Source organism: Thermomicrobium roseum DSM 5159 (assembly GCF_000021685.1).
Lineage (GTDB): Bacteria > Chloroflexota > Chloroflexia > Thermomicrobiales > Thermomicrobiaceae > Thermomicrobium > Thermomicrobium roseum.
This window is the reverse complement of the sequence record NC_011959.1, coordinates 77,730-101,019: the sequence shown is the minus strand read 5'-3', so window position 1 is coordinate 101,019 and position 23,290 is coordinate 77,730. Positions and strand designations below refer to the sequence as shown.

20 protein-coding genes are annotated in these 23,290 nt (G+C 64.9%); 10 read left to right on the top strand and 10 right to left on the bottom strand.

Features of this window, described 5'->3' with window-relative positions; translation table 11 throughout:
* Positions 1-21: 21 nt before the first annotated feature.
* On the bottom strand, positions 22-213 hold the full coding sequence (rpmB, locus tag TRD_RS00425) for a 50S ribosomal protein L28 (protein ID WP_012641503.1): 192 nt from the start codon (positions 211-213) through the stop codon (positions 22-24).
* A 222-nt stretch (positions 214-435) separates the two neighbouring features.
* Here rpmB and TRD_RS00420 point away from each other — a divergent pair, with 222 nt between their 5' ends.
* Genes TRD_RS00420 through TRD_RS00410 form a run of 3 tightly spaced genes read left to right on the top strand, consistent with a single transcriptional unit; the run spans position 436 to position 3,365 of the window.
* Entirely contained in the window at positions 436-1,632 is a 1,197-nt protein-coding gene (locus tag TRD_RS00420; protein WP_143714580.1) for a glycosyltransferase family 4 protein, read from the top strand.
* On the top strand, positions 1,620-2,756 hold the full coding sequence (locus TRD_RS00415; RefSeq protein WP_012641501.1) for a glycosyltransferase: 1,137 nt from the start codon (positions 1,620-1,622) through the stop codon (positions 2,754-2,756). The genes TRD_RS00420 and TRD_RS00415 overlap by 13 nt, the downstream gene beginning before the upstream one ends.
* Positions 2,757-2,762: 6 nt before the next feature.
* Positions 2,763-3,365 carry a flavin reductase family protein gene (locus TRD_RS00410; RefSeq protein WP_012641500.1) on the top strand — a complete coding sequence of 201 codons (603 nt, stop codon included), beginning with the start codon at positions 2,763-2,765 and terminating at the stop codon, positions 3,363-3,365.
* Here the strand turns inward: TRD_RS00410 and TRD_RS13405 are convergent.
* Positions 3,344-4,132, bottom strand: coding sequence for a type 2 periplasmic-binding domain-containing protein (locus TRD_RS13405; protein ID WP_012641499.1), 789 nt, complete (start codon positions 4,130-4,132; stop codon positions 3,344-3,346). The two genes, TRD_RS00410 and TRD_RS13405, sit on opposite strands and share 22 nt — an antisense overlap.
* Positions 4,133-4,146: 14 nt before the next feature.
* A complete protein-coding gene (gene recG, locus TRD_RS00400; protein WP_012641498.1) occupies positions 4,147-6,570 on the bottom strand; it encodes an ATP-dependent DNA helicase RecG in 2,424 nt (807 codons plus the stop codon).
* Positions 6,571-6,884: 314 nt separating this feature from the next.
* Between recG and TRD_RS00395 the strand changes: the two genes are divergently transcribed.
* The 4 genes from TRD_RS00395 (at position 6,885) to TRD_RS00375 (ending at position 11,237) form a co-directional block, all read left to right on the top strand.
* The gene (locus TRD_RS00395) at positions 6,885-7,142 is read left to right on the top strand and encodes a hypothetical protein (protein WP_041435818.1); all 258 of its coding nucleotides are present in this window, start codon (positions 6,885-6,887) and stop codon (positions 7,140-7,142) included.
* A gap of 73 nt (positions 7,143-7,215) precedes the next feature.
* Positions 7,216-8,823 carry an alpha-amylase family glycosyl hydrolase gene (locus tag TRD_RS00390; RefSeq protein ID WP_041435815.1) on the top strand — a complete coding sequence of 536 codons (1,608 nt, stop codon included), beginning with the start codon at positions 7,216-7,218 and terminating at the stop codon, positions 8,821-8,823.
* A gap of 502 nt (positions 8,824-9,325) precedes the next feature.
* A complete protein-coding gene (locus TRD_RS00380) occupies positions 9,326-10,282 on the top strand; it encodes a TerC family protein (RefSeq protein WP_012641495.1) in 957 nt (318 codons plus the stop codon).
* 49 nt (positions 10,283-10,331) lie between these two features.
* Positions 10,332-11,237 carry a universal stress protein gene (locus TRD_RS00375; RefSeq protein ID WP_012641494.1) on the top strand — a complete coding sequence of 302 codons (906 nt, stop codon included), beginning with the start codon at positions 10,332-10,334 and terminating at the stop codon, positions 11,235-11,237.
* Here the strand turns inward: TRD_RS00375 and TRD_RS00370 are convergent.
* Complete coding sequence (locus TRD_RS00370) at positions 11,206-13,224, bottom strand: APC family permease (RefSeq protein ID WP_012641493.1); 2,019 nt, start codon at positions 13,222-13,224, stop codon at positions 11,206-11,208. The genes TRD_RS00375 and TRD_RS00370 overlap by 32 nt on opposite strands.
* A gap of 149 nt (positions 13,225-13,373) precedes the next feature.
* Between TRD_RS00370 and TRD_RS00365 the strand changes: the two genes are divergently transcribed.
* Positions 13,374-14,237, top strand: a complete 864-nt coding sequence (locus tag TRD_RS00365; RefSeq protein ID WP_012641492.1) for a cytochrome c oxidase assembly protein — start codon at positions 13,374-13,376, stop codon at positions 14,235-14,237.
* Positions 14,238-14,243: 6 nt separating this feature from the next.
* On the opposite strand, the gene TRD_RS00360 is transcribed toward TRD_RS00365, so the two are convergent.
* Together TRD_RS00360 and TRD_RS00350 are read right to left on the bottom strand one after the other, a co-directional pair.
* Positions 14,244-15,737 (bottom strand): FAD-dependent oxidoreductase, encoded by a 1,494-nt coding sequence (locus tag TRD_RS00360; protein ID WP_012641491.1) that lies wholly within the window; start codon positions 15,735-15,737, stop codon positions 14,244-14,246.
* A 460-nt stretch (positions 15,738-16,197) separates the two neighbouring features.
* The gene (locus tag TRD_RS00350; RefSeq protein ID WP_012641489.1) at positions 16,198-16,536 is read right to left on the bottom strand and encodes an ArsR/SmtB family transcription factor; all 339 of its coding nucleotides are present in this window, start codon (positions 16,534-16,536) and stop codon (positions 16,198-16,200) included.
* 355 nt (positions 16,537-16,891) lie between these two features.
* Here TRD_RS00350 and TRD_RS00345 point away from each other — a divergent pair, with 355 nt between their 5' ends.
* The gene (locus tag TRD_RS00345) at positions 16,892-18,487 is read left to right on the top strand and encodes an amidohydrolase (RefSeq protein ID WP_012641488.1); all 1,596 of its coding nucleotides are present in this window, start codon (positions 16,892-16,894) and stop codon (positions 18,485-18,487) included.
* A gap of 76 nt (positions 18,488-18,563) precedes the next feature.
* On the opposite strand, the gene TRD_RS00340 is transcribed toward TRD_RS00345, so the two are convergent.
* Entirely contained in the window at positions 18,564-19,967 is a 1,404-nt protein-coding gene (locus TRD_RS00340) for a M28 family peptidase (protein ID WP_012641487.1), read from the bottom strand.
* 23 nt (positions 19,968-19,990) lie between these two features.
* The gene (locus TRD_RS00335; RefSeq protein ID WP_012641486.1) at positions 19,991-20,953 is read right to left on the bottom strand and encodes a PfkB family carbohydrate kinase; all 963 of its coding nucleotides are present in this window, start codon (positions 20,951-20,953) and stop codon (positions 19,991-19,993) included.
* 330 nt (positions 20,954-21,283) lie between these two features.
* Here TRD_RS00335 and trxA point away from each other — a divergent pair, with 330 nt between their 5' ends.
* A complete protein-coding gene (gene trxA, locus TRD_RS00330) occupies positions 21,284-21,607 on the top strand; it encodes a thioredoxin (RefSeq protein ID WP_012641485.1) in 324 nt (107 codons plus the stop codon).
* 49 nt (positions 21,608-21,656) lie between these two features.
* Here trxA and TRD_RS00325 read toward each other — a convergent pair whose 3' ends face one another.
* Both TRD_RS00325 and nrdR read right to left on the bottom strand, forming a co-directional pair.
* Complete coding sequence (locus TRD_RS00325) at positions 21,657-22,829, bottom strand: hypothetical protein (RefSeq protein WP_012641484.1); 1,173 nt, start codon at positions 22,827-22,829, stop codon at positions 21,657-21,659.
* Positions 22,787-23,272, bottom strand: coding sequence for a transcriptional regulator NrdR (gene nrdR / locus TRD_RS00320; RefSeq protein ID WP_012641483.1), 486 nt, complete (start codon positions 23,270-23,272; stop codon positions 22,787-22,789). The genes TRD_RS00325 and nrdR overlap by 43 nt, the downstream gene beginning before the upstream one ends.
* Positions 23,273-23,290: the final 18 nt, after the last annotated feature.

Sequence of the window (23,290 nt, the reverse complement as noted above, 5' to 3'; positions counted from 1 at the left end):
GGCAGCCTGCCGAGGCAGGGGCTACGCCTCGCGAGCCTCTTTGTAGAGTGTTCGGAGGCAGCGTGTGCAGATGCGCATACGCTTCGGGACACCGTTCAGGATGACCGTCACCCGCTGGACATTCGGCTTGAACTTCCGGTTCGTCTTCCGGTTGGAGTGGCTGACGTTATGGCCGAACATCGGCTTCTTGCCACAGAGTTCGCACATCGCCATGGTCGTCGCTCCGTCGCTCTTCTGCGAAGCCGCACTCGTTTTCCACCGAATGACTAGCCTAGCACGCTGAGAGGACACGTGCAATCCGCGCGCTCTCTGCTGGCACCCGATTTTCCCTGGAACGCACTGCCAGCCCGTCAGGCTGGCGGATGGCTGCGGTATCTCGAAGACGGACCGTCCCGAGCGCGCACTCTATACTCACCGTGGGAGGAACGGGGAGCGGTGGCAGGAACGCGCATCGATGTGTTACTCGACGGTGCCTTCATCGCCCAGCCACGGACCGGGAGCGGCCAGTACACGCTCGCGCTCTGGCGCGAACTGGCTCGAAACGATGATCCGGTCGTGACCCTCGCGCTCCCAGCGCAGCCACCCGTGGACCTCGCTGACGCGGCACGGGCGCTGGTCCTCGTCCCACCCACTCGTTGGCCGAGTAAGGTGCGCAAGCTCTGGTGGGAGCAACGCGGCATCCCTCAACTCGCTCGCGCAGTCCAGCCGCGACTCGTGCACATCCCCTACTTCGCGGCACCGCTTCGCCTGTCGACTCCCTTCGTCGTCACCGTCCACGACGTCATCCCACTCGTTCTGCCGGAATATCGTTCCTCGTTGGCCATGCGCTTCTACACGGCGCTGATGCGCCGTACTGTGCGACGAGCACGACTCATCCTGACCGATTCCGAGTGGTCCCGGAAGGATATCGTTCGCGTGCTCGGCTATCCGGCCGAGCGGATCCGGGTGGTTCCCCTCGGGGTCGAGGAGCGTTTCGCACCAACTCCTGAACCGGACGCGACGCAGGCACTGGCTCAGGCATGGGGGATTACCGGGCCGGTGGTTCTCAATCTGGGTGGCTTCGATGTCCGGAAAAACCTCCCGCTCCTGGTCCGCGCCTTTGCCCGTGCCCTGCCCCGACTTCCCGCGGGCACTCGCCTGGTCATTCCGGGACAGCCGCACAGTGCGAATCCGCGCCTCTACCCACCGCTGGCACCGCTCATTCGCGAACTCGGTTTGGAACAGCATGTTCTCCTTCCTGGTCCGGTCAGCGAGGAGGAAAAGCTTCTCTGGTATCGACTGGCAAGCGTGTACGCGTACCCCTCTCGCTACGAGGGGTTCGGGCTGTCACCGCTCGAAGCGATGGCCTGTGGTACTCCGGTCATCGCGGCTCGCTGCACGAGCTTGCCAGAAGTTGTCGGAGAAGCTGGAATCCTGGTCGAACCGGAAGAGGACGCCTTCGCGGAGGCACTGGTGCGCGTCTTGACCGATGCGGAACTCCGCTGCACGCTGCGCGAGCGGGGTCTCGCGCGTGCCAGAATGTTCAGCTGGCAACGGACAGCTGAGCAGACCCTCACGGTCTACCGCGAGGCGATCGCAGAGGCTGGTGGGAACGGCTTGCGAGCAGTGGTCGGAAAACCATGCGGATCCTGATGGTCTCGAAGGCCCTGGTCAACGGCATGTACCAGCGCAAGCTCGAGGAGTTAGCGCGCTTGCCCGGCATCGAACTCCTCGCTGTCGTACCGCCAGCCTGGCACGAGAGTCGGGTCGGTGTCCTCCAGTTGGAACGACGCTTCGTCCAAGGCTATCAGCTCGTGGTCGAGCCGATGTGGTTCAACGGGCACCATCACATCCATCTCTATCCAGGCCTGGGTAAGCAGATCGCCCGCTTCCGCCCCGACATCCTGCATATCGATGAGGAACCGTACAACCTGGTGACAGCGCACGCCGCCCTGCTCGGATGGCGCTACGGAGCCCGGATGCTCTTCTTTACCTGGCAAAATCTCTATCGTCGTTACCCCCCTCCGTTCTCCTGGTTCGAGCGGCTGAATTACCGGCTCGCCAGCATGGCGGTAGCAGGCAATCAGGAAGCTGCCGCAGTGCTCCGGCGCAAGGGATACCAGGGACCGCTCGCGGTCATCCCACAGTTCGGTGTCGATCCCGACCTCTTTCGTCCTCTGTCAGTGCCGCGAGCTGACGTCCCCACGCTCGGGTTCGTCGGCCGGCTGGTGCCGGAAAAAGGAGCCGACCTGGTCATCCGGGCGCTGGCACGCTTGCCTGTCCGCGTCCAGCTGGAGATCGTCGGTGAGGGCACCGAGCGGACGCGGCTCGAGCTGCTCGCCGCGCAGCTCGGCGTGCGCGACCGCGTCATCTTCCGCGGGAGCGTGCCAGCCGCACTGATGCCGGAAGCGCTCAATCGCTTCGACCTGTTGGTCGTGCCCTCGCGAACGCGCCGCAACTGGAAGGAACAGTTCGGACGAGTGATCATCGAAGCGATGGCCTGTGGGGTGCCGGTCGTCGGCTCGTCCTCCGGCGAAATTCCGCACGTCATCGGCGACCCGAGCTTGATCTTCCCGGAGGACGACGTCGAGGCGCTGGCACGCCTGCTGGCCACCTTGCTCGTGAACCCGGAGCGATTACGCGAACTCGGGGAAGCAGGCCGGCGGCGTGTCCTCGCGCACTACACGCAGCGGCGCATCGCCGAGCAGTACTATGCGGTTTACCAAGCGATGCTGGCAGCACCACGTGCCCGGCACTCGACTGCCGAGAGGAGTTGAGGGACCGTGGGACGAAAAGAGCGACGCGAGCCGCGCCTGGCGGCACGATTGCTGGAACCTGGACCGGTCGTTCTGGTCACCACGCACTATCGGGCACAACCGAACGTGATGACCGCGGCATGGGTCATACCGCTGAGTCTCGAACCGCCGCGCATCGGGCTGGCCGTCCACCCCAGCCGCTTGACGCACGAACTCCTCACCAAGGGCGAATTCTTCACCCTGAACATCGTGACGATCGAGTATCTGCCTGCTCTCCACCTCTGCGGCCTCCTCTCCGGCCGCGACACGGACAAATTCACCCGGGCACAGCTCCATCCGACCGATGCGCTCGAGACCGACGTTCCTGTGCTGGAGGAAGCGATCGCACAGATCGAATGCGGGCTCGCGGCGCGACTGAGCCTCGGCGACCACGATCTCTTCGTCGGCGAAGTCCTGGCTGTCGCAGCGGACAGCGAACTTTTCGGCGACCGTTGGCTCCACCTGGAAGAAGCCCCGCTCGCCCATCATGTTGGCGGAGAATGGTACGCCGCCCTGGCTCGCGTTTATCGCGCGCGGCTACCCGACGAAGAGGAAACCGAAGCGGAGGATCACGAAGCGAGCGGCCGATAGATCTCCCCTGGTGGTAAGCGCAAGCCACTTCCGCTGCGCCGCACCAACTCGTCGACCGCTTTCCGCACTTTGGGCGTCACGACGCTGAGCGCCTCGGTCAGAACGACCCGCAGTCGCCCTGCATCGAGTGGCCGAGCAGCGACGAGTTCAGCCGCGATCTCGGCTGCACGGCCAGCGAGTTGCTCGGGAAGCACCTGCAACAGGCTGGCGACAGGACGCAGGACGTCACTCGGCAGCTCTGGCGCAACGACCAGCAGGTGACTCACGAATGGTTGGCCAGTCAGGACGAACCAGGCACGTCCCAGATCGTGGGAGCGCTCGCCGAGTGGGCCGAGCGCTGCCTCGTCCTCGTGGACCCGCAGAACCGGCAGCGCATCTGCGCCTTGTTCGCCGTCCCAGGCTCGGATCCGCAGACCGAAGAACGGCTCGATGGTGGCACGGGCCAGCGCGCGACTGGCAGGTCGACAACCCTCGGACACGACGACCGCTTCGCCGATCTGATCAGGCCGATCCGGAGTCTCCAACGCCACGACACTGGCGTGCTGCGCAACGAGAGCCAAGTCGGTCGCGAGAGCGTAGGCTGGGACGAGCGCCAATGCCTCGATCGTATCGAGGAGCGCCAGCCCTGGGAAACGCCGCAGGGTCATGGCGGTAAGATCGCGCTGTTGGCGGAGTTCCCAACCCATCTGCTCCAGCACTGGGCGGAGAAAGGGCGCGAGCACGCGCCCGAGAAGGCTCTCGTCGAGCCAGAAAACTGGCGACGGCATCGCTGTCGTTCCTTTCAGCTCACGTCGGCGACGCTGCGTGTCCAGAGCGCACGGACCAACTCGGCCAAGGGAACATGCTCGGGTGCGGCGAGCAACGGATCCTGGCGCAAAAGATCCTCGGCAGTTCGGCGAGCGGCTTGAAGCGTGGACAGATCGGCCAGCGAGGCGAAGCGGAGATTGGGAAGACCGCTCTGGCGGGTCCCGAGGAACTCGCCTGGACCACGCAGCTCGAGGTCGATCTCGGCGAGCCGGAAACCATCGGTCGTGCTGGCGACCGCCTCCAAGCGCTGCCGCGCGGTCTCCGTGCTGGCATCGGAGACGAGCAGACAGTAGGACGGCGCGGAACCGCGACCGACGCGACCGCGGAACTGGTGCAACTGCGCGAGCCCGAAGCGCTCGGCTCCCTCGATCAGGATGACCGTCGCGTTGGGGATATCGATCCCGACTTCCACGACAGCGGTCGAAACGAGGATATGGAGCTCACCGTCCCGGAAACGCGTCATCACGTCCTCTTTTTCCCGAGGGCTCATTCGGCCATGCAAGAGGCCGAGCCGCAAGTCAGGGAAGACTTCGCGCTGCAAACGCTCGTACTCGGCCGTGGCCGCGCGCGCCTCGATCGCCTCCGACTCCTCCACCAGTGGGCAAATGATGAAAGCCTGATGCCCCTTCTCGATTTCGCGACGAACGAACTCGTAGGCCTGCGTGCGCTTCCGTCCCGGTACGACGTAGGTCTTGACCGGCTGGCGCCCAGGCGGCAACTCGTCGATGATGGAAAGGTCGAGATCACCGTGCAGGACCAGTGCCAAGCTACGGGGAATCGGTGTGGCGGTCATCACCAGCACGTGGGGGTTCTCCCCTTTGCTCCGCAGTGTGTGGCGCTGCAGGACACCGAAACGGTGCTGCTCATCGATCACAGCCAGCGCGAGCCGCCGGAACTGGACACGCTCCTCGAGGAGCGCGTGCGTCCCGACGATGATGCTGATCGTCCCGCTGGCGAGTCCTGCGAGGATCGATCCACGATCGCGCTCCGGCGTGCTTCCAGTGAGCAGCGCGACGAGTGGCCGTTCTCCGCCAGGCAAGCCATGGTAGAGACGGGTCAAGGTTCGAAAGTGCTGTTCGGCCAAGATCTCGGTCGGGGCCAGGATGGCTGCCTGATAGCCGGCACGGTGGACCAGCAAGGCTGCTGCCGCTGCGACCACCGTCTTACCGGAGCCGACATCACCCTGCAGGAGCCGACTCATCGGGTGCGGCTCGGCGAGATCCGCCAGGATTTCCTCGAGCGCGCGTCGCTGCGCTCCGGTCAGCTGGAACGGGAGGGACGCGAGGAACGTTTCCAGGAAGGCCCGGTCGATCGGGATCGCGATGCCCGCTTGGGCATGCCAGGCGAGTCGACGTTGAACGAGTCCGAGTTGCAAGACGAGGAACTCGTCGAAGGCCAAGCGGCGGCGAGCTCGCTCGGCTGCCGCGAGCGTCTCCGGATAGTGCAGCTGCTCGAGTGCCCAGGCGAGCGAGGGGAGCCGGTTCCGCTCCCGCAACGCGGGCGGCAGAGGGTCCTCGAGGCGCGGAAGCGCCAGGTCGAGCGCCGCCCGCGTCAGCTGGCGCACCTGGCGCTGATACAGCCCCTGCGTGAGCGGGTAGACGGGAACGATGCGCCCGGCCTGGAGCAACTCGGCCTCGGCCGGCTCCCACTCCGGATTGCGGAAGCGGACGTACGGACCATGCCCCTCGAGCCGCCCGCTGACCGCGATCCGCTGCCCAGCCTCCAGCTGGCGCGCGATATAGGGGTTGAACCAGATGACCGGGATAGTCCCCGTCTCGTCACGCAGCTGAACACTGACATAGCGGCGGCCGCCTGACGTCTCCCGTGTCTCGATCTGCACCACCTCGCCGATGACGGAGCACGTCACCTCTTCACCGGGACGAACGAGGCGTCCGAGTCGACCGATCGGCACGACCTGGGTGTAATCGAGATAGCGGCGGGGTACGAGAAAGAGGAGATCGCGGACCGTCGTGACGCCGAGCGCTTCCAGTTGGCGAGCCCGCTGGCTGCCGACGCCGGGCAACACGGTCACCGGGTCATCAGGCTCCACCGCTCGGTCAACCCGAACCGGCGCGGTGCGTGCTGCTGGTCGCGGGCGAGCCGGCCGACGCGTCTGTTCAGCTGGTACGCTCGCCGAGCCGTCCAACACCGCCAGTGCTTTTTCGACGAGCTCAGCGCGGGCAGCCGGCGAGCGGTCGGCGTAACCGCGGAAGAGCGCTGCCAACTCCTGAAGTCGCGCCTTCTGGCTCGGGAACTCGGCCAGCCAGCCCAGAAGATTGCGTGCGACCAATCGTTCCAGTCCACCAGCGGCAGCGGTATCCTGAAATCCTTTGCGCTTCTCCAGTTCGAGGATGCGCCGGAGTAACTGGAAGGGATCCTGGCTCGTGCCGGTCGTCATCAATGCTGATTCCCTCTCTGCGGCATCGACCCCAGCACTCAAGTCAAGCCTTCCACCAGCGTGACGTCAAGGCGAGGGGCGTGCGCACGGCCGCGCTGCGGTTTCTCCGCTCGCTCGGTTCCTGCCACGACGAAGCCTGCGCCTTTCCCGCGGAAGTCGCACCGCTGAACCAGGCGTTACGGAGGCGACACCCCTCGGTGCTGAGCGTGGCGGGGATCAGGGAGAGCAGTCATTGCGCGTTTCCGCTTGACAGCCCCAGCAGCCTGCGGCAGGCTGGTACGCGGGTGAAACGTCTCGGATGGGAGGAACGGGCGATGGGCGAGATCCTACCGATCAGCGCAGGGATCCTCGTTGGGCTGATCTGCTGGCGTATCGCGTCGGTCCGGCTGCGCACGGCCGCGCTGGTCGTCCTGAGCGTCCTCTTCGGAGCATTGGCAAGCTTGGTCAATGGAGAACTGGCACTGAGCTGGGGCTTTCTCCTGATCGATATCCCGCTCGTCTTTCTCGTCGCGGTGGGTACGAGCTTGCTCGTCTCTCGGCTGGTGAGCGCGCGGCAGACGGCCCGGCGCTGAGCGATCACGCGATCGAAAGAGCGCCGTGCGGGCGAATCGCTCGCCGGCGCTCTCGCCGTGCGGGGAGGGAACGGTGGAAGAAGAGCGACGCTGGTCCTGGTGGCAGCGTGCGGTCATCTATCACATCTATCCGCGCTCGTTCGCCGATTCCAATGGTGACGGCGTGGGTGATCTCGAAGGGATCCGCCGCAAGCTCGATTACCTGACCTGGCTGGGTGTCGATGCTCTCTGGCTCTCACCTATCTTCCGTTCCCCGATGGCCGACTTTGGGTACGATATCAGTGACTATCTGGATGTCGATCCTACTTTCGGTACACTCGAAGACCTCGACCGGCTGATCGCCGATGCCCATGCCCGCGGGATCCGTGTCATCCTCGACTTCGTCCCCAATCACACCTCCGACCAGCATCCCTGGTTCATCGAGTCACGCAGTCATCGTGACAATCCGCGCCGCGACTGGTACATCTGGGCCGATCCGGCTCCCGATGGCGGACCACCGAACAACTGGCGCAGTGTTTTTGGGGGTTCGGCCTGGAAATTCGACACAGCGACCGGACAGTACTATCTCCACACCTTCCTCGAGGAGCAGCCGGACTTGAACTGGCGCAACCCGGAGGTGCAGGCAGCGATGCTCGACGTCCTGCGCTTCTGGTTCGCGCGGGGGGTCGATGGCTTCCGACTGGATGCGATCTGGTTCCTGATCAAAGACGCTGAACTGCGCGACAATCCGGTCGACCCGGATTACACACCGGATCAACCTGCCTACCGGGAACTCTTGCCTGTCTACACCAGCGACCGGCCGGAGGTCCACGATATCCTGGCTCGCATGCGCCAGGTGGCCGACGCATTCGGAGAACGCCTGCTGATCGGCGAGATCTATCTCCCGATCGGTCGCTTGGTCACGTACTACGGATGCCGGCACCGTCGCGAGCTTCATCTCCCCTTCAATTTCCAGCTGATGCTGGTGCCCTGGGAAGCGCAACGAATCGCTGCCGCCATCGATACCTACGAGGCGTTGCTCGGTCCGGACGACTGGCCGAACTGGGTGCTGAGCAACCATGATCGCCCGCGCGTCGCCACACGCATCGGGGAGGAGCAGGCGCGGGTCGCCGCGCTGCTCCTCCTGACCCTGCGCGGGACACCGACCATCTACTATGGGGACGAACTCGGCCTCGCCGACGTCCCTATTCCGCCGGATCGTCGCCGCGATCCCCTGGAGCACACGATCGGTCCGGGAGCTGGACGTGACCCCTGCCGAACACCCATGCCTTGGGATACCAGCCCATATGCTGGCTTTTCCACGGTCGAACCCTGGCTTCCCCTCAACCCTGACTATCCGAAGAGGAACGTCGCAGTCCAGCGCGATGATCCGCGGTCGATGCTCTCGCTCTATCGCCAACTCCTGATCCTGCGTCGCGCCGAGCCAGCGCTGGCGATCGGGAGCTACCGCCCTGTCTCAGCGACCCGTGACCTCCTCGCCTACCTCCGCGAGGCAGCTGGTCGACGCCTGCTGGTCGCACTCGACTTCGGCGGCCGCGAGCAAGTGTTCACGACGACGCGCTTCACCCTGCACGGACGGATCCTCCTCTCGACCCACCTGGACCGTGCGGGCGAGATGGTCTCCGGCAGCCTGCACCTGCGACCGAATGAGGGGTGTATCGTCGCGCTCGCGGCGCATTGAGCAAAACAAAATGAGGTATTCCTCGTTTTTCTCTGCGCGACCTCTTCGGCTCGGGTATCTCGGCGACCCGCTTCTCCAGCGCAGGAGCAGACAACGGCCCAGCAGGCACGCGGGGGAGCAGGTGTCCCTGGCAAACCTCACCCAGTTCGAGGAAAGCGAAGGAGTGTCGGTCAGTCCCTGCCGCACGCAGTCTCGTGCAACGGAACCAGGGGAGACTGTTCGGCGAGCCCACAACGCCGTTCGGGGGCAGCGCGTTCGGTCAGCACCTGATCGCGTGCTTGCGCGGGATGGAACCGTGGATTATACTGCGGGCGCTCGTGGGGAGTAGCCTCCCAGCTGACTGCGCTGGGGCGCTCGGTCGTCAGCACAGGGAACACCCTCGGCCGAGCGAGACCGAGAGGCGAGACCACGACGGGTCGGTCGATCCGTCTGGCTCGCCTCTCGGTCTCGTTTGAGACCGACTCGGCGGACCGAGCGGACAACGGGTGGAGGTGTGCAACGAATGGTCGACGTGCCGCTTTGGGGCTGGCTCGCTTTTCTCGCACTCATCCTCGGGCTCTTGACCCTCGACCTAGGCGTCTTCCATCGCAAGGCACACGTGGTCGAGATGAAGGAAGCCGGGCTCTGGGTTGCCTTCTGGGTAAGCCTCTCGTTGCTATTTGGTGTCTTCCTCTGGTGGTGGGATGGACACGAAGCTGGGCTCCAGTACTTCACCGGGTATCTCATCGAATTGTCGCTCTCGGCCGACAACATGTTCGTCTTCGTCCTGATTTTCACGGCCTTCGCCGTCCCCGCGCAGTACCAGCATCGGGTGCTCTACTACGGCATCCTCGGTGCGCTGATCATGCGCGGTCTGATGATCCTCGGCGGTGCCTGGCTCATCAGCCAGTTCCACTGGATTCTGTACATTTTCGGCGCTTTCCTCGTCTTCACTGGCATTCGCATGCTGCTCGAGAAAGAAGAGCGTGAGGTCGACGTCGAGAACAATATCGCCATCCGGCTCGTTTCACGCTTCGCCCCGATCGTCCCGCGTTACTACGAGCAACGCTTCTTCGTGCGCATCGACGGCAAGCGCTATGCAACGCCGCTGATCGTCGTGCTCGTGCTCGTCGAGATCACCGACCTCATGTTCGCCATCGACTCGATCCCAGCGATCTTCGCGGTGACGCGGGATCCCTTCATCGTCTTCTCCTCCAACGTCTTCGCCATTCTCGGCCTTCGCTCGATGTATTTCCTCTTGGCCGGCCTGGTGCGACGCTTGGCCTACTTGCGATACGGGTTGGCCTTCATCCTGAGCTACATCGGCGTCAAGATGCTGATTCAGGACTTCTACAAGATCCCGACGGCGCTGTCGCTGGGTATCGTGATCGTGACGCTCGCTATCAGCGTCATCGTGTCGCTCGTGCTCGCCGAGCGGCGAACAGTGCGACAGCCGGTCGAAGTACCGCCGCGCGACTGAATCGGCTCGCTTTGCTGCCCGGTTTCTGTCGAGGGGAGGGAATGCAACTGTGCCGACATTGATCGTGCCGCTCGAGTACGACCGTACCAAGCCTCAACCGCATGGGGTGAGCGAACGCGTGCTTCCCTGGGCTCGCGCTCTGGCTGGTCGCCTCGAGTCCTCGCTCGTACTCGTCTCCGTCCTCGATGTTCCGGTGGGATTACGCTCGCTGCAGGAGCAGGAACTGCTGCGCGCGCTGCTCGAAGACTGGCGAGCCGAGTGCCGCCGCTACCTCGAGGAAATCGCAGGGACCTTCCCGAGTGGTCGTCCCGCCCGCATCTTCGTCGAAGAAGGTGATCCTGCCCTGGTCCTGACGCGGCTTGCGGCCGAGGTACCTGATCCACTCCTCGTGATGGCCGCGCATGCCCGGGCAGGCTGGCGCCGGCTGGTGCTCGGCTCGGTGACGGCTCAAGTGATCGGCAGTGGTGTGGCGCCAGTCTTCGTCGTCCCGGCTCACCTTCCACCGCCGGTCGAAGAACCGGTGCTCGACCGCGTCCTCGTCCCGCTCGATGGGTCTCGACTCGCCGAAGCGGCGCTCACTCTCCTGCCAGTGCTCGGTACGAAAGGGTGGGAAGTTCTGCTCCTCCACGTCCGGGAGAGCCGCGCCCGGCGCATCGAGGCCGACGTGATCGGAGACGATCCAGAGGCGTATCTCCGTGAACTGGCCGATCGCCTGACGGCTCAGGGATACCGGACGCAGTGGCTCGTGGCCGGCGGACGACCGGCGCAGGTGATCGTCGAAACCGCACGAGCCAGATCCGTCGACCTGATCGCCATGGTGACACACGGCTGGACCGGTCTCCGCGACGTGCTGATGGGCTCCACCGCCGAGCAGGTCTTGGCGCACGCCCCAGTTCCTGTTCTGGTGCGCCGACCGGTGCCGTTCAGTCCCGGAGGTGGTACGGGACCATCGTGATGGCGAGATCAGGAATTTGCGCGAGCGCTCGCCGCAGACGCCAAGCGGTCTGGGTATGCAAGAGACGCTCCCACCAGTGGACAGGGACGAATTCCGGAATGACCACGGTGATGAGCGGTCCTCCCTTCTCGCGGTGAAGTTTCTCGATGACTGCCACCAGCGGCCCGAGCAACTCGCGGTAGGGTGAATCGACGATGACGAGGGGAATCGTCAAACCGGCCTCGCGCCAGCGCTGCTGGAGCGTCTGACCCGTTTCCGGCTCGGTAGCCACATGGACAGCAGTCACGTCGTCGGCAATCACCCGAGCATAGGCCAGCGCGGTCAGCGAAGCACGATTGAGCGAGGCGATCGGGACGATGGCCACGCTTCGGCGCGGGAGAAGTCGCAGCCAGTGACGCGCTTCCTCGCTCGAGATGCGCAATTGCTCAGCAACAGAAACGTAATGTCGGTGGATCGCGAGCATCATCCCGATCAGGGCTGGGATGAGGAGAATGACGATCCAGGCTCCGTGGGTAAACTTGGTGACGATCACGACCACGGTCACGATGCCGGTCACGACAGCGCCGATGGCATTGATGACGAGACTGTGCCATGGAACGCGACGCAGCTCCCCCTGCGCACTTCGCCACCAGTGAACGACCATACTGGTTTGGGAGAGCGTGAATGCCGTAAAAACGCCGACCGCGTACAGTGGGATGAGTGCTGCCACGCTGGCGTGACGAGCGATTACCAGGAGAATCGTCAGCGCGCCGAGCGTCAGGATACCGGTCGAGAACGCGAGACGATCTCCCTGAAAGCGAAACTGCCGAGGCAGGAAGCGGTCGCGCGCGAGGAAGTAGCCCAGGCGCGGGAAATCAGCGAACGCCGTGTTCGCCGCCAGGAACAGGATCGATGCGGTCACCGCCTGGACCACGTAGTAGAACGGCGAGCCATCGACCAGCGTGCGAGCGAGCTGGGACACGATCGTCTCGCGCTCGTTCGGGGCCAGACGAAAGTGATAGCTGAGGAACGTGATCCCGCTGAACAGGAAGGCGAGGATCAGCCCCATAGCCAGAAGCGTGGTCCGGGCGTTGTCGGCTTGCGGCTCTTTGAACGCCGGAACTCCATCAGCGATCGCCTCGACACCGGTCAGTGCCGTACTTCCGGAAGCAAAAGCGCGCAAGATGAGGAACAGCGTGAGTGGGCTACTCGGCGGTGATACCTCCCTATGGATCGGGTGCGGTTGGGGTCCGAGACCAGCCAGGGAGGCCAGCCCGAGGAGGATCAGTGCACCGATGCTGACGATGAAGGCATAGGTGGGAAGCATGAAGATAGTCGCGCTCTCGCGAACGCCACGCAAGTTGGCGACGGTGAGCAGAACGATAGCAGCGACAGCCAGCTCGACCCGGTACGGATAGAGCGAGGGGAAAGCCGAAGTCATCGCGGCGACACCTGCCGAAATACTGACCGCGACCGTGAGGACATAATCGCTCAGCAGGGCGCCAGCTGCCAACAAGCCGGGTGCGATACCGAGATTGTCCTTGGTGACGATGTATGTCCCACCCCCGTGCGGATAGGCACGGATCGTTTGACGGTAGGAGAAGACGACGATCGCCAGCAGAAGAACGATCGCAAGTCCGATCGGCTGAACGAAGGCATAGGCCGCTGTTCCGGCCAGGACGAGAACACGCAAGATTTCTTCGGTCGCGTAGGCGGTCGAGGAAAGTGCGTCCGACGAGAAGACAGCCAGCGCTTTTGCCTTCCCGATCCGCTCGTGCGCTGCTTCGGCGGTGCGGAGCGGCCGACCGATCAGCGCGCGCCGCAGGCGTACCCACGTCTTGCCCCAGACGCTCGCTGGTTCCACCAGTTCGGCTATAAAACGTCCAGGCTCGACTTCCCGAATCGGAAGGTCGCTCGAGGCGACGTGCCGGATAAAGCGATCTCCTGGATGAGTACCGGGGATACTCGTGCTCTTGCGGCTCGATGAACTTGTCTCGCCCGCTTCCATCGTCCAACCTCGGTGAGCAGTAGCTCGTCGCCCTGCTCCATACCGGTGCTGGAGTATACGCCCCAGCCAACGATCGGCGAGGAGAACCGATCGAGCGGTGGTACCCTTAACCTGACTGAATGGTCGCACCTGCGGTGCGAGGTGGTGCGATGCTTCTACCGCTGCTCCATACGTGCCCGACCTGTCCGAGCGTGCTCGGCATCACGCTCTATCCACCCTCGTTGCTCTTGATCGCCGTCCCGACCATCGTGTATACGCTCGCGCTCCGGCGGCTCGCGCAGCGAGGACGCCCAGTACCGACGAGTTGGGTCATCGCGTTTTACGCCGGCATGCTGAGTGCCCTCATTGCGCTAGCTGGGCCTCTCGATACCTGGAACGACGAACTCTTGACGATGCACATGGCTCAGCACCTCGTCCTCATCCAGGTCACCGCCCCCTTGCTCCTCCTCGGTCGCCCAGTCCAGGTCATCCTGCGGGCTCTGCCGCCACAGCGGGCCGGTCTCGTGACGCGCCTTCTCCTGCGGCCGATCTGGTCACGCCGCGTTCTGGAGTTTCTCACCCGGCCGCTCGTCGCGACCGGTCTGTCCATCCTCGCCCTCGTCGTCTGGCACTTCCCGGCTCTCTACGAAGAAGCCGTGCTCCGCCAGTCCGTGCACGATCTCCAGCACGTGAGTTTCTTCGGGACAGCGCTCCTTTTCTGGTGGCCGATCATCGATCCGGTACCACGGCACCACCGGGTCAGCGGGCTGTGGGCGAGTCTCATGGTTTTCATCACCGCCGTTGCGAGCACCGTCATCGGAGCGATCCTCACGCTCGCCGATGAAGTACTCTACGAGCCGTACCGGTACGCCGCCATGCCTTGGGGATTCACTCCGCTGGTCGACCAGCAGGTCGCTGGGCTCCTCATGTGGATCGGCGGCGGGACACTCTACCTGGTCATCATTCTCGTCCTCCTGGCCCGCTGGCTCCTGCGCGAGGAAGGACGCCGGATGGCGAGCGAGCCGGCTGGCTGAGACTCCTCAGCCACCACACGTCTGCCCCGCCGACTCGCTCTCGCAGGTGCACACCGGCTCGTCAGCTCGGTCGGCACAGCACACGCCCTGCTCGGCTTTCGAGGGGCGCGGCCATGGGCACGCTGGCCCGGAGATTTCGAGTGCCGGACGGAGGCGAGCTCGTTCAGGGCCACCAACGAGGAGAAGGGGCCGCTTGGCGACGGCAGTCGGCTGATCGGTCTCCTTCTCCGTCACACCTGGCTCCGAACAGCACGCTTCTCCTTTCTCCCCACCACACACGCCGGTGGCAGGAAGTCGCAGCTCGACGCGGCGCGCAGCCTCCCAGTCACCGGCCAGCGCCGCGACGATCGATCGGACCTGCTCATAGCCAGTCCGGAGGAGGAAGGTCGGCGCCCGCCCATAGCTCTTGAGTCCGACGACGAAGAAGTCGGGTTCTTGCGGATGGGTGAGTTCCTCGACCCCATGGGGCGGTACGGTTCCGCAGCTGTGGAGAGCAGGATCGATCGCTGGAGCGAGCGCGACCGGGGCCTCGACGACCGTGTCGAGTGCCAGCCGGAGTTCCCGGAGCAGTCCGAGATCCGGCCGATACCCTGTGGCGCAGACGATACGGTCAACTGGAGGCAGTGCTCGCTCGCCAGCGAAGACGACGATTCCCTGGCTCGTGCGCTCCAGGCGATCGACGAGGATACCACGGTGGAGCACGATCCGATCAGCCTCGAGTGCTGCAGCGAGACGCTGACCGAGGCGCCCTCGCTCTGGCAGCTCGTCCTGGGGGCTTCCCAGGCGACCAGCGAGCGAGCGGCGCCGGATCGCCCAGTGCACGACAGTGCCTGGTTCCTGCTCAGCCAGACTGACGAGATCGAGAAGGGTTCCGAAGGCCGAGTGTCCTGCGCCCACGACGAGCGTTCGTGCACCGGCATACCGCGCCCGATCGCGGCCAAGCACGTCCGGCATACCGTAGTCGATCGAATCCGTACATGCTCGCTCGCCGATCGCTGGCCAACCGCTCCCGCCGAGGGGATTGGGAATCGCTCCCGAGGCATCGAGGACAGCCCGGGCGAGGAGTTCCTGCTCACCGGTGGGTGTCATCACCCGGACGGCGAAGGGGCGGCCAGCTCGATCGTGCCCGGACAGCTTGTCACGCCCTAGGCGACCGATCGCAGTCACCCGATGCGAGAAGCGGAGAGCGGGCCGGATAAGTGGGTGTCTGGCCAGTGGTTCCAGAAAGCGAGCGATGAACTCGCCACCAGTCGGGTAGCTCTCGGGATCGGGCGAGGACCACCCCTCGCTCGTCAGGAGGCTCACCGCGACGGGATCGAGATCGAAGTGCCAAGGAGAGAACATCCGCACATGACTCCAGCGACGGACCGACGTCGCGATGTCCGGACCAGCTTCGAGAACCAGAAACGGAAGTCCCCGCTGCGCGAGGTGTGCAGCTGCCACCAACCCGATCGGTCCAGCACCGACCACCACAACGGGCAAGGTCTCCCGGACAACCATCCTCGCGCCTCCTTCACTCGAAACATTCATCCGCGAATGACCGCTCCAGCGTGCGCCCCGGGTCCCGATCGAGAAAGAAGCAGCTTACCGAGCGCCTCGCGATACGCCGTCGGCCGCTGATTGGGTTCCCCCTCGTCGAACTCGCGAGACGACAAAACAGTCAACCAGCATGGATGGACTCGATCCACGAACGAGATCGATCTCGCTCCGACGACGTGCACTGGTGGACGGAACACCAGCCCGCCGGAGATGCCCATTCGCCGATCTCCGGAGTGGAGACGAGACGCCACACCGCTCTCACGAGCCGGGCAGGTATGAGCGATCGCGTCCGTTCGATTTTTCCGTGTGGACGAGCGAGGATGCTCCCCGAGCCGCCTGGACCAGGTGAGCCTCGCGGCCTTGTATCGACGATCGTCGATACAAATGCGCCGAAATGCGATATCCATCTCGACCGTCCCCCTCACGCCATGACCGGCCAGTGAATCGCTTCGCTGAGGCGCTCGAGCAAGAGACGGGCAAGTGGTGTCGCCTGATAGTACGCCCACGTACCGCGTCGTTCGACCGTCACCAGTCCTGCCTGCCGCAAGAGGCGCAGGTGATGAGAGACCGTCGGTTGGCCGACCGGCACCCGCTCAACGAGGTGACAGACACAGATCGGCTGGTTCTGCTCGACGAGCAACGTGAGAATCTCCAGGCGTGTCTCGTCGGCCAGCGCCCGGGCGAGCTGCGCCAGCTGTCGAGTCGGTAGCGCGTGTCCAACACGGGATCGGTCGTCGATCGGGCAGCAATGATGTTCCATCGTCCACCCTCCAGTCCCTATGGTAACGCCAAAATCGATGAACGTCAATACAGGGTATCGTCTTCCGCCCCTGAGCACCCACTCGGCCGGTCAACAGTCGGCGGCGATGCTGCTGGCCGAAGAACCACCGCTCGCGAGCGCGACTCTCGTCGGCAAACCCGGGAGGCGCAGCCGGCCGACAGACGTGCACTGCAGTCTTCCCGTTCCTTCAACCACAGAGCACGGTAGGCCTTGGCCTCCCGCTCGGTATTCGACTTCGTGGCCGACTGCTGTTTCCCCCTTGCTCGCTACCTTCCGAACCGGTAGGGTGCTGGAAGGAAACGGGAACTCACGGCTCGACGAGAAGGAGCGAACGATGCAGGCGTATCTGGTCACCAACGGCACCATTCTGACCATGGACCCGAGCCAGCCGCAGGTGGAAGCGTTCGGCGTCATCGGGGAGTGGATCGTCTCGGCCGGTTCGCTGGCCGAGGTGGAAGCAGCCTTGCCGCGCGGGGCGGGTCGGCTGGATCTGGCTGGCGCGACGTGCCTACCCGGCTTCAACGAAGCCCACAACCATATGCTCAATTTCGGTTTCGTGCTGGGGCAGGTCAACTGCCGCTATCCTGCGGTCCGTTCGATCGAGGAGATCGTTGCCCGCTTCGCCGAGCGTGCCGAAGGAACACCGCCCGGCAGCTGGATCCGCGGGCGCGGTTACGACGACAACAAGTTGACCGAGCACCGCCACCCGACCCGCTGGGATCTCGATCGCGCCAGCACGGCGCACCCGCTCGTCCTCGTGCACAGCTCCGGACACATGCTCGTCGCCAACTCGCTGGCACTGCAACTGGCTGGTGTGAGCCGCGAGACGCCCGACCCGCCTGGCGGGCACATCGTGCGTGATGAGCACGGTGACCCGACTGGGCTCCTCCAGGAGAACGCGATGGAACTCATCGAGCGAGTCATTCCGGCACCGACGCTCGAGGATATGGTGGAAGCGCTCCGACGCTGCAACGATGCGTATGTCGCGGCCGGCATCACTTCGAGCCAGGATGCCGGGCTCGACGATCCCCAGCAGGTCGAAGCGTTCCAGCGGGCAGTCCAGCGAGGGTTACTTCGGCTCCGCACCTCCATCATGCTCCGGCACCAACTCCTACCCCACCTCCTCGGCTTGGGTATCAAGCAGGGATTCGGCAACCATCACCTCCGCATCGGCCCGGTCAAGCTCTTCGCCGATGGGAGCCTGATCGGGCGTACTGCGGCGGTGAGTCGACCCTTCCTCGCCGATCCTCGCTCAGACAACTGCGGGATCACCATCTGGTCTCAGGAGGAGTTGGACGAGTTGGTCTGGCAGGCACACGCCGCCGGCTTTCAAGTCGCCACGCACGCGATCGGCGACCGGGCGATCGAGATGGTGCTCGACGCCTACGAGCGTGCCCTCGCGCGGCTGCCTCGCCCGGACCACCGTCACCGCATCGAACACGGCGGCGTCTTGCGTCCCGACCTCATCGAGCGGATCGCCCGTCTCGGCGTTCTCGTCGTCAGCCAACCGATCTTCATCGCCGAATATGGCGATGGATTCATCCGCCACCTCGGCCTCGAACGGATCCAGCTCACCTATCCGTTCCGTAGCCTTCTGGATGCAGGCATCCGGCTCGTCTTCTCGACCGATTGCCCGGTTTCGGCCTACCAGCCCTTGCGCTGCATTCAGGCTGCGGTGCAGGAGCGAACCGCCAGCGGGCGCTCGTACGCGCTGGAAGAAGCGATCACCGTCGAGGAAGCACTGCCGCTCTATACGGTCAACGGCGCCTACGCGAGCTTCGAGGAGCACTGCAAGGGGATGCTCCGGCCCGGCATGTTGGCCGACTTCGTCGTGCTGGAGCGCGACCCGCGCCGCGTCGATCCCGAGGAACTGGCGGAGATCAGGGTGCTGCGTACCGTCATCGGCGGCGAGACGGTCTACGAGGCGTAAGCGACCCCGCTCGTCAGGGTTCCTCGCGTCGAGCAGCAGCGTTCTGTTTTCTGACGCGGCACGCCGGTGTGCTGCGTCAGATCACATTCCCTTCCGTCGCGCGTACCCGCTCGAGGAGTCCGGCGTCGGCCAACTGCTGGCGCACTTCCTCAGGTGTGCGCAGCCGTCCCGGGAAGGCTTCGTCCTCGCTGAGCCGGATGACGAGACGAGCAGCCAGGGCAGCCGCCAGCTGGATGCTGCGCAAGGTCACCTTGTCCAGCGTATCGGCCTCGGTATGACCCCAACCGCGCCCGAGCATCCCAGCAGTCGCATCGCGGCTGCTCAGCGTGGCGTTCGGGATGCCGTGCAGTGCGAACGGGAAATGGTCGGAGTGGGCGTTCAGCTCGTCGCGGATGGTGAAGTCGTAGGGAAGCTGGCGGGCGAGAGACTGGAAATAGGGGACGAGCTCGGGCAGTCCGGAAAGCACCAGCTGCTCCTGCCCACCAGTGCCACGCCCAGCACCGTCCAGGTTGAGAACGAAGCGAAAACGCTCGCCGCGCGCCGCCCCTTGCGCGGCGTGATGATAGGCCCCGAGCAGGCCCAGTTCCTCCGCACCGAAGCAGATGATGCGTACTGTCCGCCGAAGCTGGCCAGCCAGCGGAGCGAGTGCCCGGCCGACTTCCAGCCCGACGACCGTCCCCGCGGCATCGTCACCGGCACCTTGGGCGATATCGTGCCCATCGTAATGCCCACCGACGAGCACGATCTCGTCCGGTCGCTCCCGGCCGGGAATCTCGCCGATGACATTGGCCGAGCGGGAGTCGTACGTCCGGTTCTCGGTCGCGATGCGGAGACGCAACGCTCCTCGCTCGGCCAACCGGCGCAGCAGCATCCCCGTCTCGTAACTCAGGCCGAGACCGGGAATCAGCGCCTCGCGATCGACGGCCCGCGTACCGTTTGGGGTCCGACCGGTGAGCGAGCCGGTGATGTGGAGTTGTCCAGGGTTTTGATTGATGAAGAGCACCGCAACCGCTCCGCGCTGGATCGCCCAATTGAACTTGTCCGTCCGGTGACTCTTGCGCTCGCCCGGGCGATTCGTCTCGGCATCAGTGAGGACGATCTTGCCCGGAATCTCGCTCGCCCAGCGCTCGAAGTCGGGAAGCTCGCCTTCGCCGACATCGATGACCTCGGCCTCCAGTCGGGCACTCGGGCAGTACGGCATGGCGATCGCCGGGAGCTCACGCTCGAGCGGAGCAGTGACCCAAAGGTGACAGGGACCGCGCTCCCAGGTCGCCATCGGGAACTCCTCCAAGCGAACGTTCTGAAGTCCGTAGGCCCGCATCCGCTCGGCCAGGAACTCGGCCGCTCGCCGTTCGCGATCCGTCCCAGCGAAACGATGGCCGAGATCATCGCAGAGAAAGACGAGGTTGCGCCAGGCCTCGTCACTCGTCCAGATCTCACCGAGCACGATGCGATCGAACTCACGCAAGTCTCGCGTCATTCCTCGCTTCCTTTCCACGTGTTTCAAAACGTTTCGGCAGCAGCGCGCAGGAATTGCTTCACTCGCTGACGTGTCGGCAACGCCGGAATCGCCCCACGCCGCGTGCAAACGAGTGCCCCCACTGCATTAGCCAGACGCAGCGCCTGTTCGATGATCTCCTGCGACCACTCCCCACCGTGCTCGAGCAACCCGACCAGCAGTCCAGCCACGAAGCCGTCCCCAGCACCGGTCGTATCGACCACCCGGACAGGAAAACCAGGTACGCGCCCTTCGCCGTAACGCGTCAGGTAGGCGCACCCGGCTGCACCGAGCGTCACGACGAGGAGGCGCAGTCGGTCGTGCCACAACTGGCGCGCGGAGGCGGGATCACTCGACCCGGTCAAAAAAGCCAGTTCCTCGCTACTCAACTTGACGATGTCAGCCTCCGCGAGTCCACGCAGCATCCCCTCGCGCGCAACCGTCGGCGAGGGCCACAGGGTAAGACGCAAGTTGGGATCATAGGAGACGAGCGCCCCGCTCGCTCGGGCTAGCGCGACCGCTTCCAAGGTCGCCGAGCGGGCCGGCTCATCGATAAGCGAAACGGAACCGAAGTGGACGATGCGGGTCGCACCAGCTACCGACCGCTCCACGTCCTGCGGTCGCCAGAGCATGTCGGCGCTTGGGTGGCGATAGAACAAGAAATCGCGCTCGCCGTCAGCGCGCAGACTCACGAAAGCCAGTGCGGTTCGGGCGGCACTGCTGAAGCGTAACCCGCGCGTGTCCACACCGGCTCGGTGAAGCGTCTCGGCCAGAAAATGGCCGAAGTCGTCGTCACCGACCTGACCGAGAAAAGCAGCTCGCCGGCCGAGGCGCGCCACCCCGACCGCTACATTGGCCGGAGCGCCGCCGGCAGCGCGGCGGAAGGCCGGAGCATCGGCCAGCCGCACGCCGCGCCGCAAAGCGACGAAATCGACGAGGAGCTCACCGCAGGTCACGACATCGAACACGGTTCGGATTCCCCCGCTTCCCGAGCCGACCCATCGCCCGGCCGATCATGCCGGTGAGTCGGCCGAGCCGTCAAGTCTCGCCGCAAGCAGTGCACCGCCACACCGCGACAGCCGTCTGTCGTCGCTCGGGTCGGCAGGTTGGCTGGAACGGTGCCGATGCCACCCGGACCGATCGACACGCTGCGATCCAGGCCTGGCGTCGCGACATCCGTTGGCGGCACGAGCGCATCGCAGTCGGACTGCTCACCTTGCCGACCAGGCTAGCGCTCCCGTATAGTGAGGGGAAACGGCCCACGCGTTGTGGGGAACCGAGCGAGAGGGAGCGAGAGGATGGCCAAGCCGGTAACAGTCAGCGACGAGACGTTCGAGCGCGAAGTCGTCCAGTCACCGGTACCGGTGCTCGTCGACTTCTGGGCACCCTGGTGCGGTCCTTGTCGGATGATCGCCCCCATCCTGGAGGAGATCGCTGAGGAGAAAGCGGGCAAGCTCAAGGTTGCCAAGATCAACGTCGACGAGAACATGCAGGTCGCGATGCAGCACGGCATCAGCAGCATTCCGACTCTCATCCTGTACAAGGGCGGCAAGCCGGTGGAGCGGATCATCGGCGCCATGCCCAAGCAGCGGCTCCTCCAGCAGATCGAGAAACACCTCTAGACTGGGACCAGCCACTTCCCTCCGACGCGACCGGGATTGTCCGGTCGCGTCAGCGTTTTCTCCGGAGCAACACGACTGCCAGCCCGGCCAGAAAGACGAGCAGCGCAAGACCAGCCGTGCGCACTGCTCGCTGCGGTGCGGTCACGAGCGGACCGGCCAGGCTCGCGAGGATCGCCGTGCTTCCCTCGAGGTAAGCCGAAAGCGGCACCGCCACGATAGTCGTCCGTCGCCCGTCCACTGCCAGTGGCGGATAGGCGTAGCGATCACGCGCCAGATCGATGGTGACGACGGTGCTCGTCGCGTCAGGATAGTTCGGATCCGCTACCCAGACAAACGCTTCGTCGGCGTGTTCCTGGCAGAAGGCGTAAGGCACCACCGTGTGTCCTTGCCCGAGCAGAGCCTGGAGCAGATCGCGCCGCCAGGGGCGCGGGACGTTCAGGTCGAAGCAGCGCTCGCTCCAACCCTGCTCGAGGAGATCACCGACGAAGGCGCGGTATGCGCGGCGCGGGCTCGGCCAAAGGAACCACGGGAGCCCAGCGAGGAGCGCTCGGTCGCTCAACTGCCTTCCGTGCAGGACGAGTACCGTCTCGCGAAGGTCGTGCACGGCTGGCAGACGACCGAGTGCCCGAGCGAGCGCGGCCCGCGCCAGCCCGGTGCAGAGTCCGCCGCGGACGCCGCCATCTGCATCGCACTGGAGCTGGACAACCTCGCGATAGAGACCACGAAAGAACGCACGCGGGGCGATGGTCAGCCGGAACGTGCGCCGGAAGGTGTCCCAGGACGGCTCGGCCGGACCGAACTCGTCGATCCGGTTCGCCCAGGGCAAACGATCGCGCTGTGGATCGAAACGATTGCGCCCGCAGAAGCGAACCGGTAGCGCGAACGCGGCCAAAGCTCGCTGCGTCTTGCCGGTGTGCTCGACCACCCGGAGCTCGACCGGGAAGGATGGCGGCCCTTCCGGGAAGACGAGCCAGCCACGCTGCTCGCCCTCCTGGATCGGCAAGGATCGCCAGTGCCGTGGAAGGTCGAGTTCGAGTGATGAGAACTCGGTTTCCGCGTCTCCTTCGCTGGTCACCAGAAGACGGAAGCGATCGGGGATCCAGCGGAAACGGTCGCTCCCATCGTTGGTGTAGCGGAGCGTGGCCAGCGGCTCACCGCTCGGGGAGAGGAGCGTGAGGCTCAGCTGGTCTCGTCCACCGTCACCGCGGCTCGAGGACGCCACCCGAGCGCCTCCATCTCTCGGCGCAGGTCCTCCAGGTCAGCGAAGCGCCGATAGACCGACGCGAAGCGGATGTAAGCCACATCGTCCAGTTGCTTGAGTTCGCGGAGCACGATCTCGCCGATCAGCGTGCTCGGCACCTCGCTCGTCCCGAGCGACTGCAGTTCGCGCTCTACGGTCGCCACGATGCGGTCGATCTCGTCCGGCGAGACCGGCCGCTTCTTGAGCGCGAGTCGCAACCCCTCCCGCAACTTGCCGACATCGAACGGCTCGCGCCGCCCATCGCGCTTGACCACCATCAGCCAGATCGGCTCGACGCGCTCGTAGGTCGTGAAGCGGCGGCCACAGGCGATGCACTCGCGTCGACGACGGATGCTTTCCCCACCGTTGAGCTCGCGCGAGTCGATCACGCGGGCATCGCGCGCACCGCAGTACGGGCACTTCACCGCGTTCGCCTCTCCCTC

Bases quoted from the DNA above. Each gene is read 5' to 3' on its own strand.
- rpmB (WP_012641503.1), bottom strand. From the start codon at position 213: ATGGCGATGTGCGAACTCTGTGGCAAGAAGCCGATGTTCGGCCATAAC.
- TRD_RS00415 (WP_012641501.1), top strand. From the start codon at position 1,620: ATGCGGATCCTGATGGTCTCGAAGGCCCTGGTCAACGGCATGTACCAG.
- TRD_RS13405 (WP_012641499.1), bottom strand. From the start codon at position 4,132: ATGCCGTCGCCAGTTTTCTGGCTCGACGAGAGCCTTCTCGGGCGCGTG.
- recG (WP_012641498.1), bottom strand. From the start codon at position 6,570: ATGACGACCGGCACGAGCCAGGATCCCTTCCAGTTACTCCGGCGCATC.
- TRD_RS00395 (WP_041435818.1), top strand. From the start codon at position 6,885: ATGGGCGAGATCCTACCGATCAGCGCAGGGATCCTCGTTGGGCTGATC.
- TRD_RS00380 (WP_012641495.1), top strand. From the start codon at position 9,326: ATGGTCGACGTGCCGCTTTGGGGCTGGCTCGCTTTTCTCGCACTCATC.
- TRD_RS00370 (WP_012641493.1), bottom strand. From the start codon at position 13,224: ATGGAAGCGGGCGAGACAAGTTCATCGAGCCGCAAGAGCACGAGTATC.
- TRD_RS00365 (WP_012641492.1), top strand. From the start codon at position 13,374: ATGCTTCTACCGCTGCTCCATACGTGCCCGACCTGTCCGAGCGTGCTC.
- TRD_RS00360 (WP_012641491.1), bottom strand. From the start codon at position 15,737: ATGGTTGTCCGGGAGACCTTGCCCGTTGTGGTGGTCGGTGCTGGACCG.
- TRD_RS00350 (WP_012641489.1), bottom strand. From the start codon at position 16,536: ATGGAACATCATTGCTGCCCGATCGACGACCGATCCCGTGTTGGACAC.
- TRD_RS00345 (WP_012641488.1), top strand. From the start codon at position 16,892: ATGCAGGCGTATCTGGTCACCAACGGCACCATTCTGACCATGGACCCG.
- TRD_RS00340 (WP_012641487.1), bottom strand. From the start codon at position 19,967: ATGACGCGAGACTTGCGTGAGTTCGATCGCATCGTGCTCGGTGAGATC.
- trxA (WP_012641485.1), top strand. From the start codon at position 21,284: ATGGCCAAGCCGGTAACAGTCAGCGACGAGACGTTCGAGCGCGAAGTC.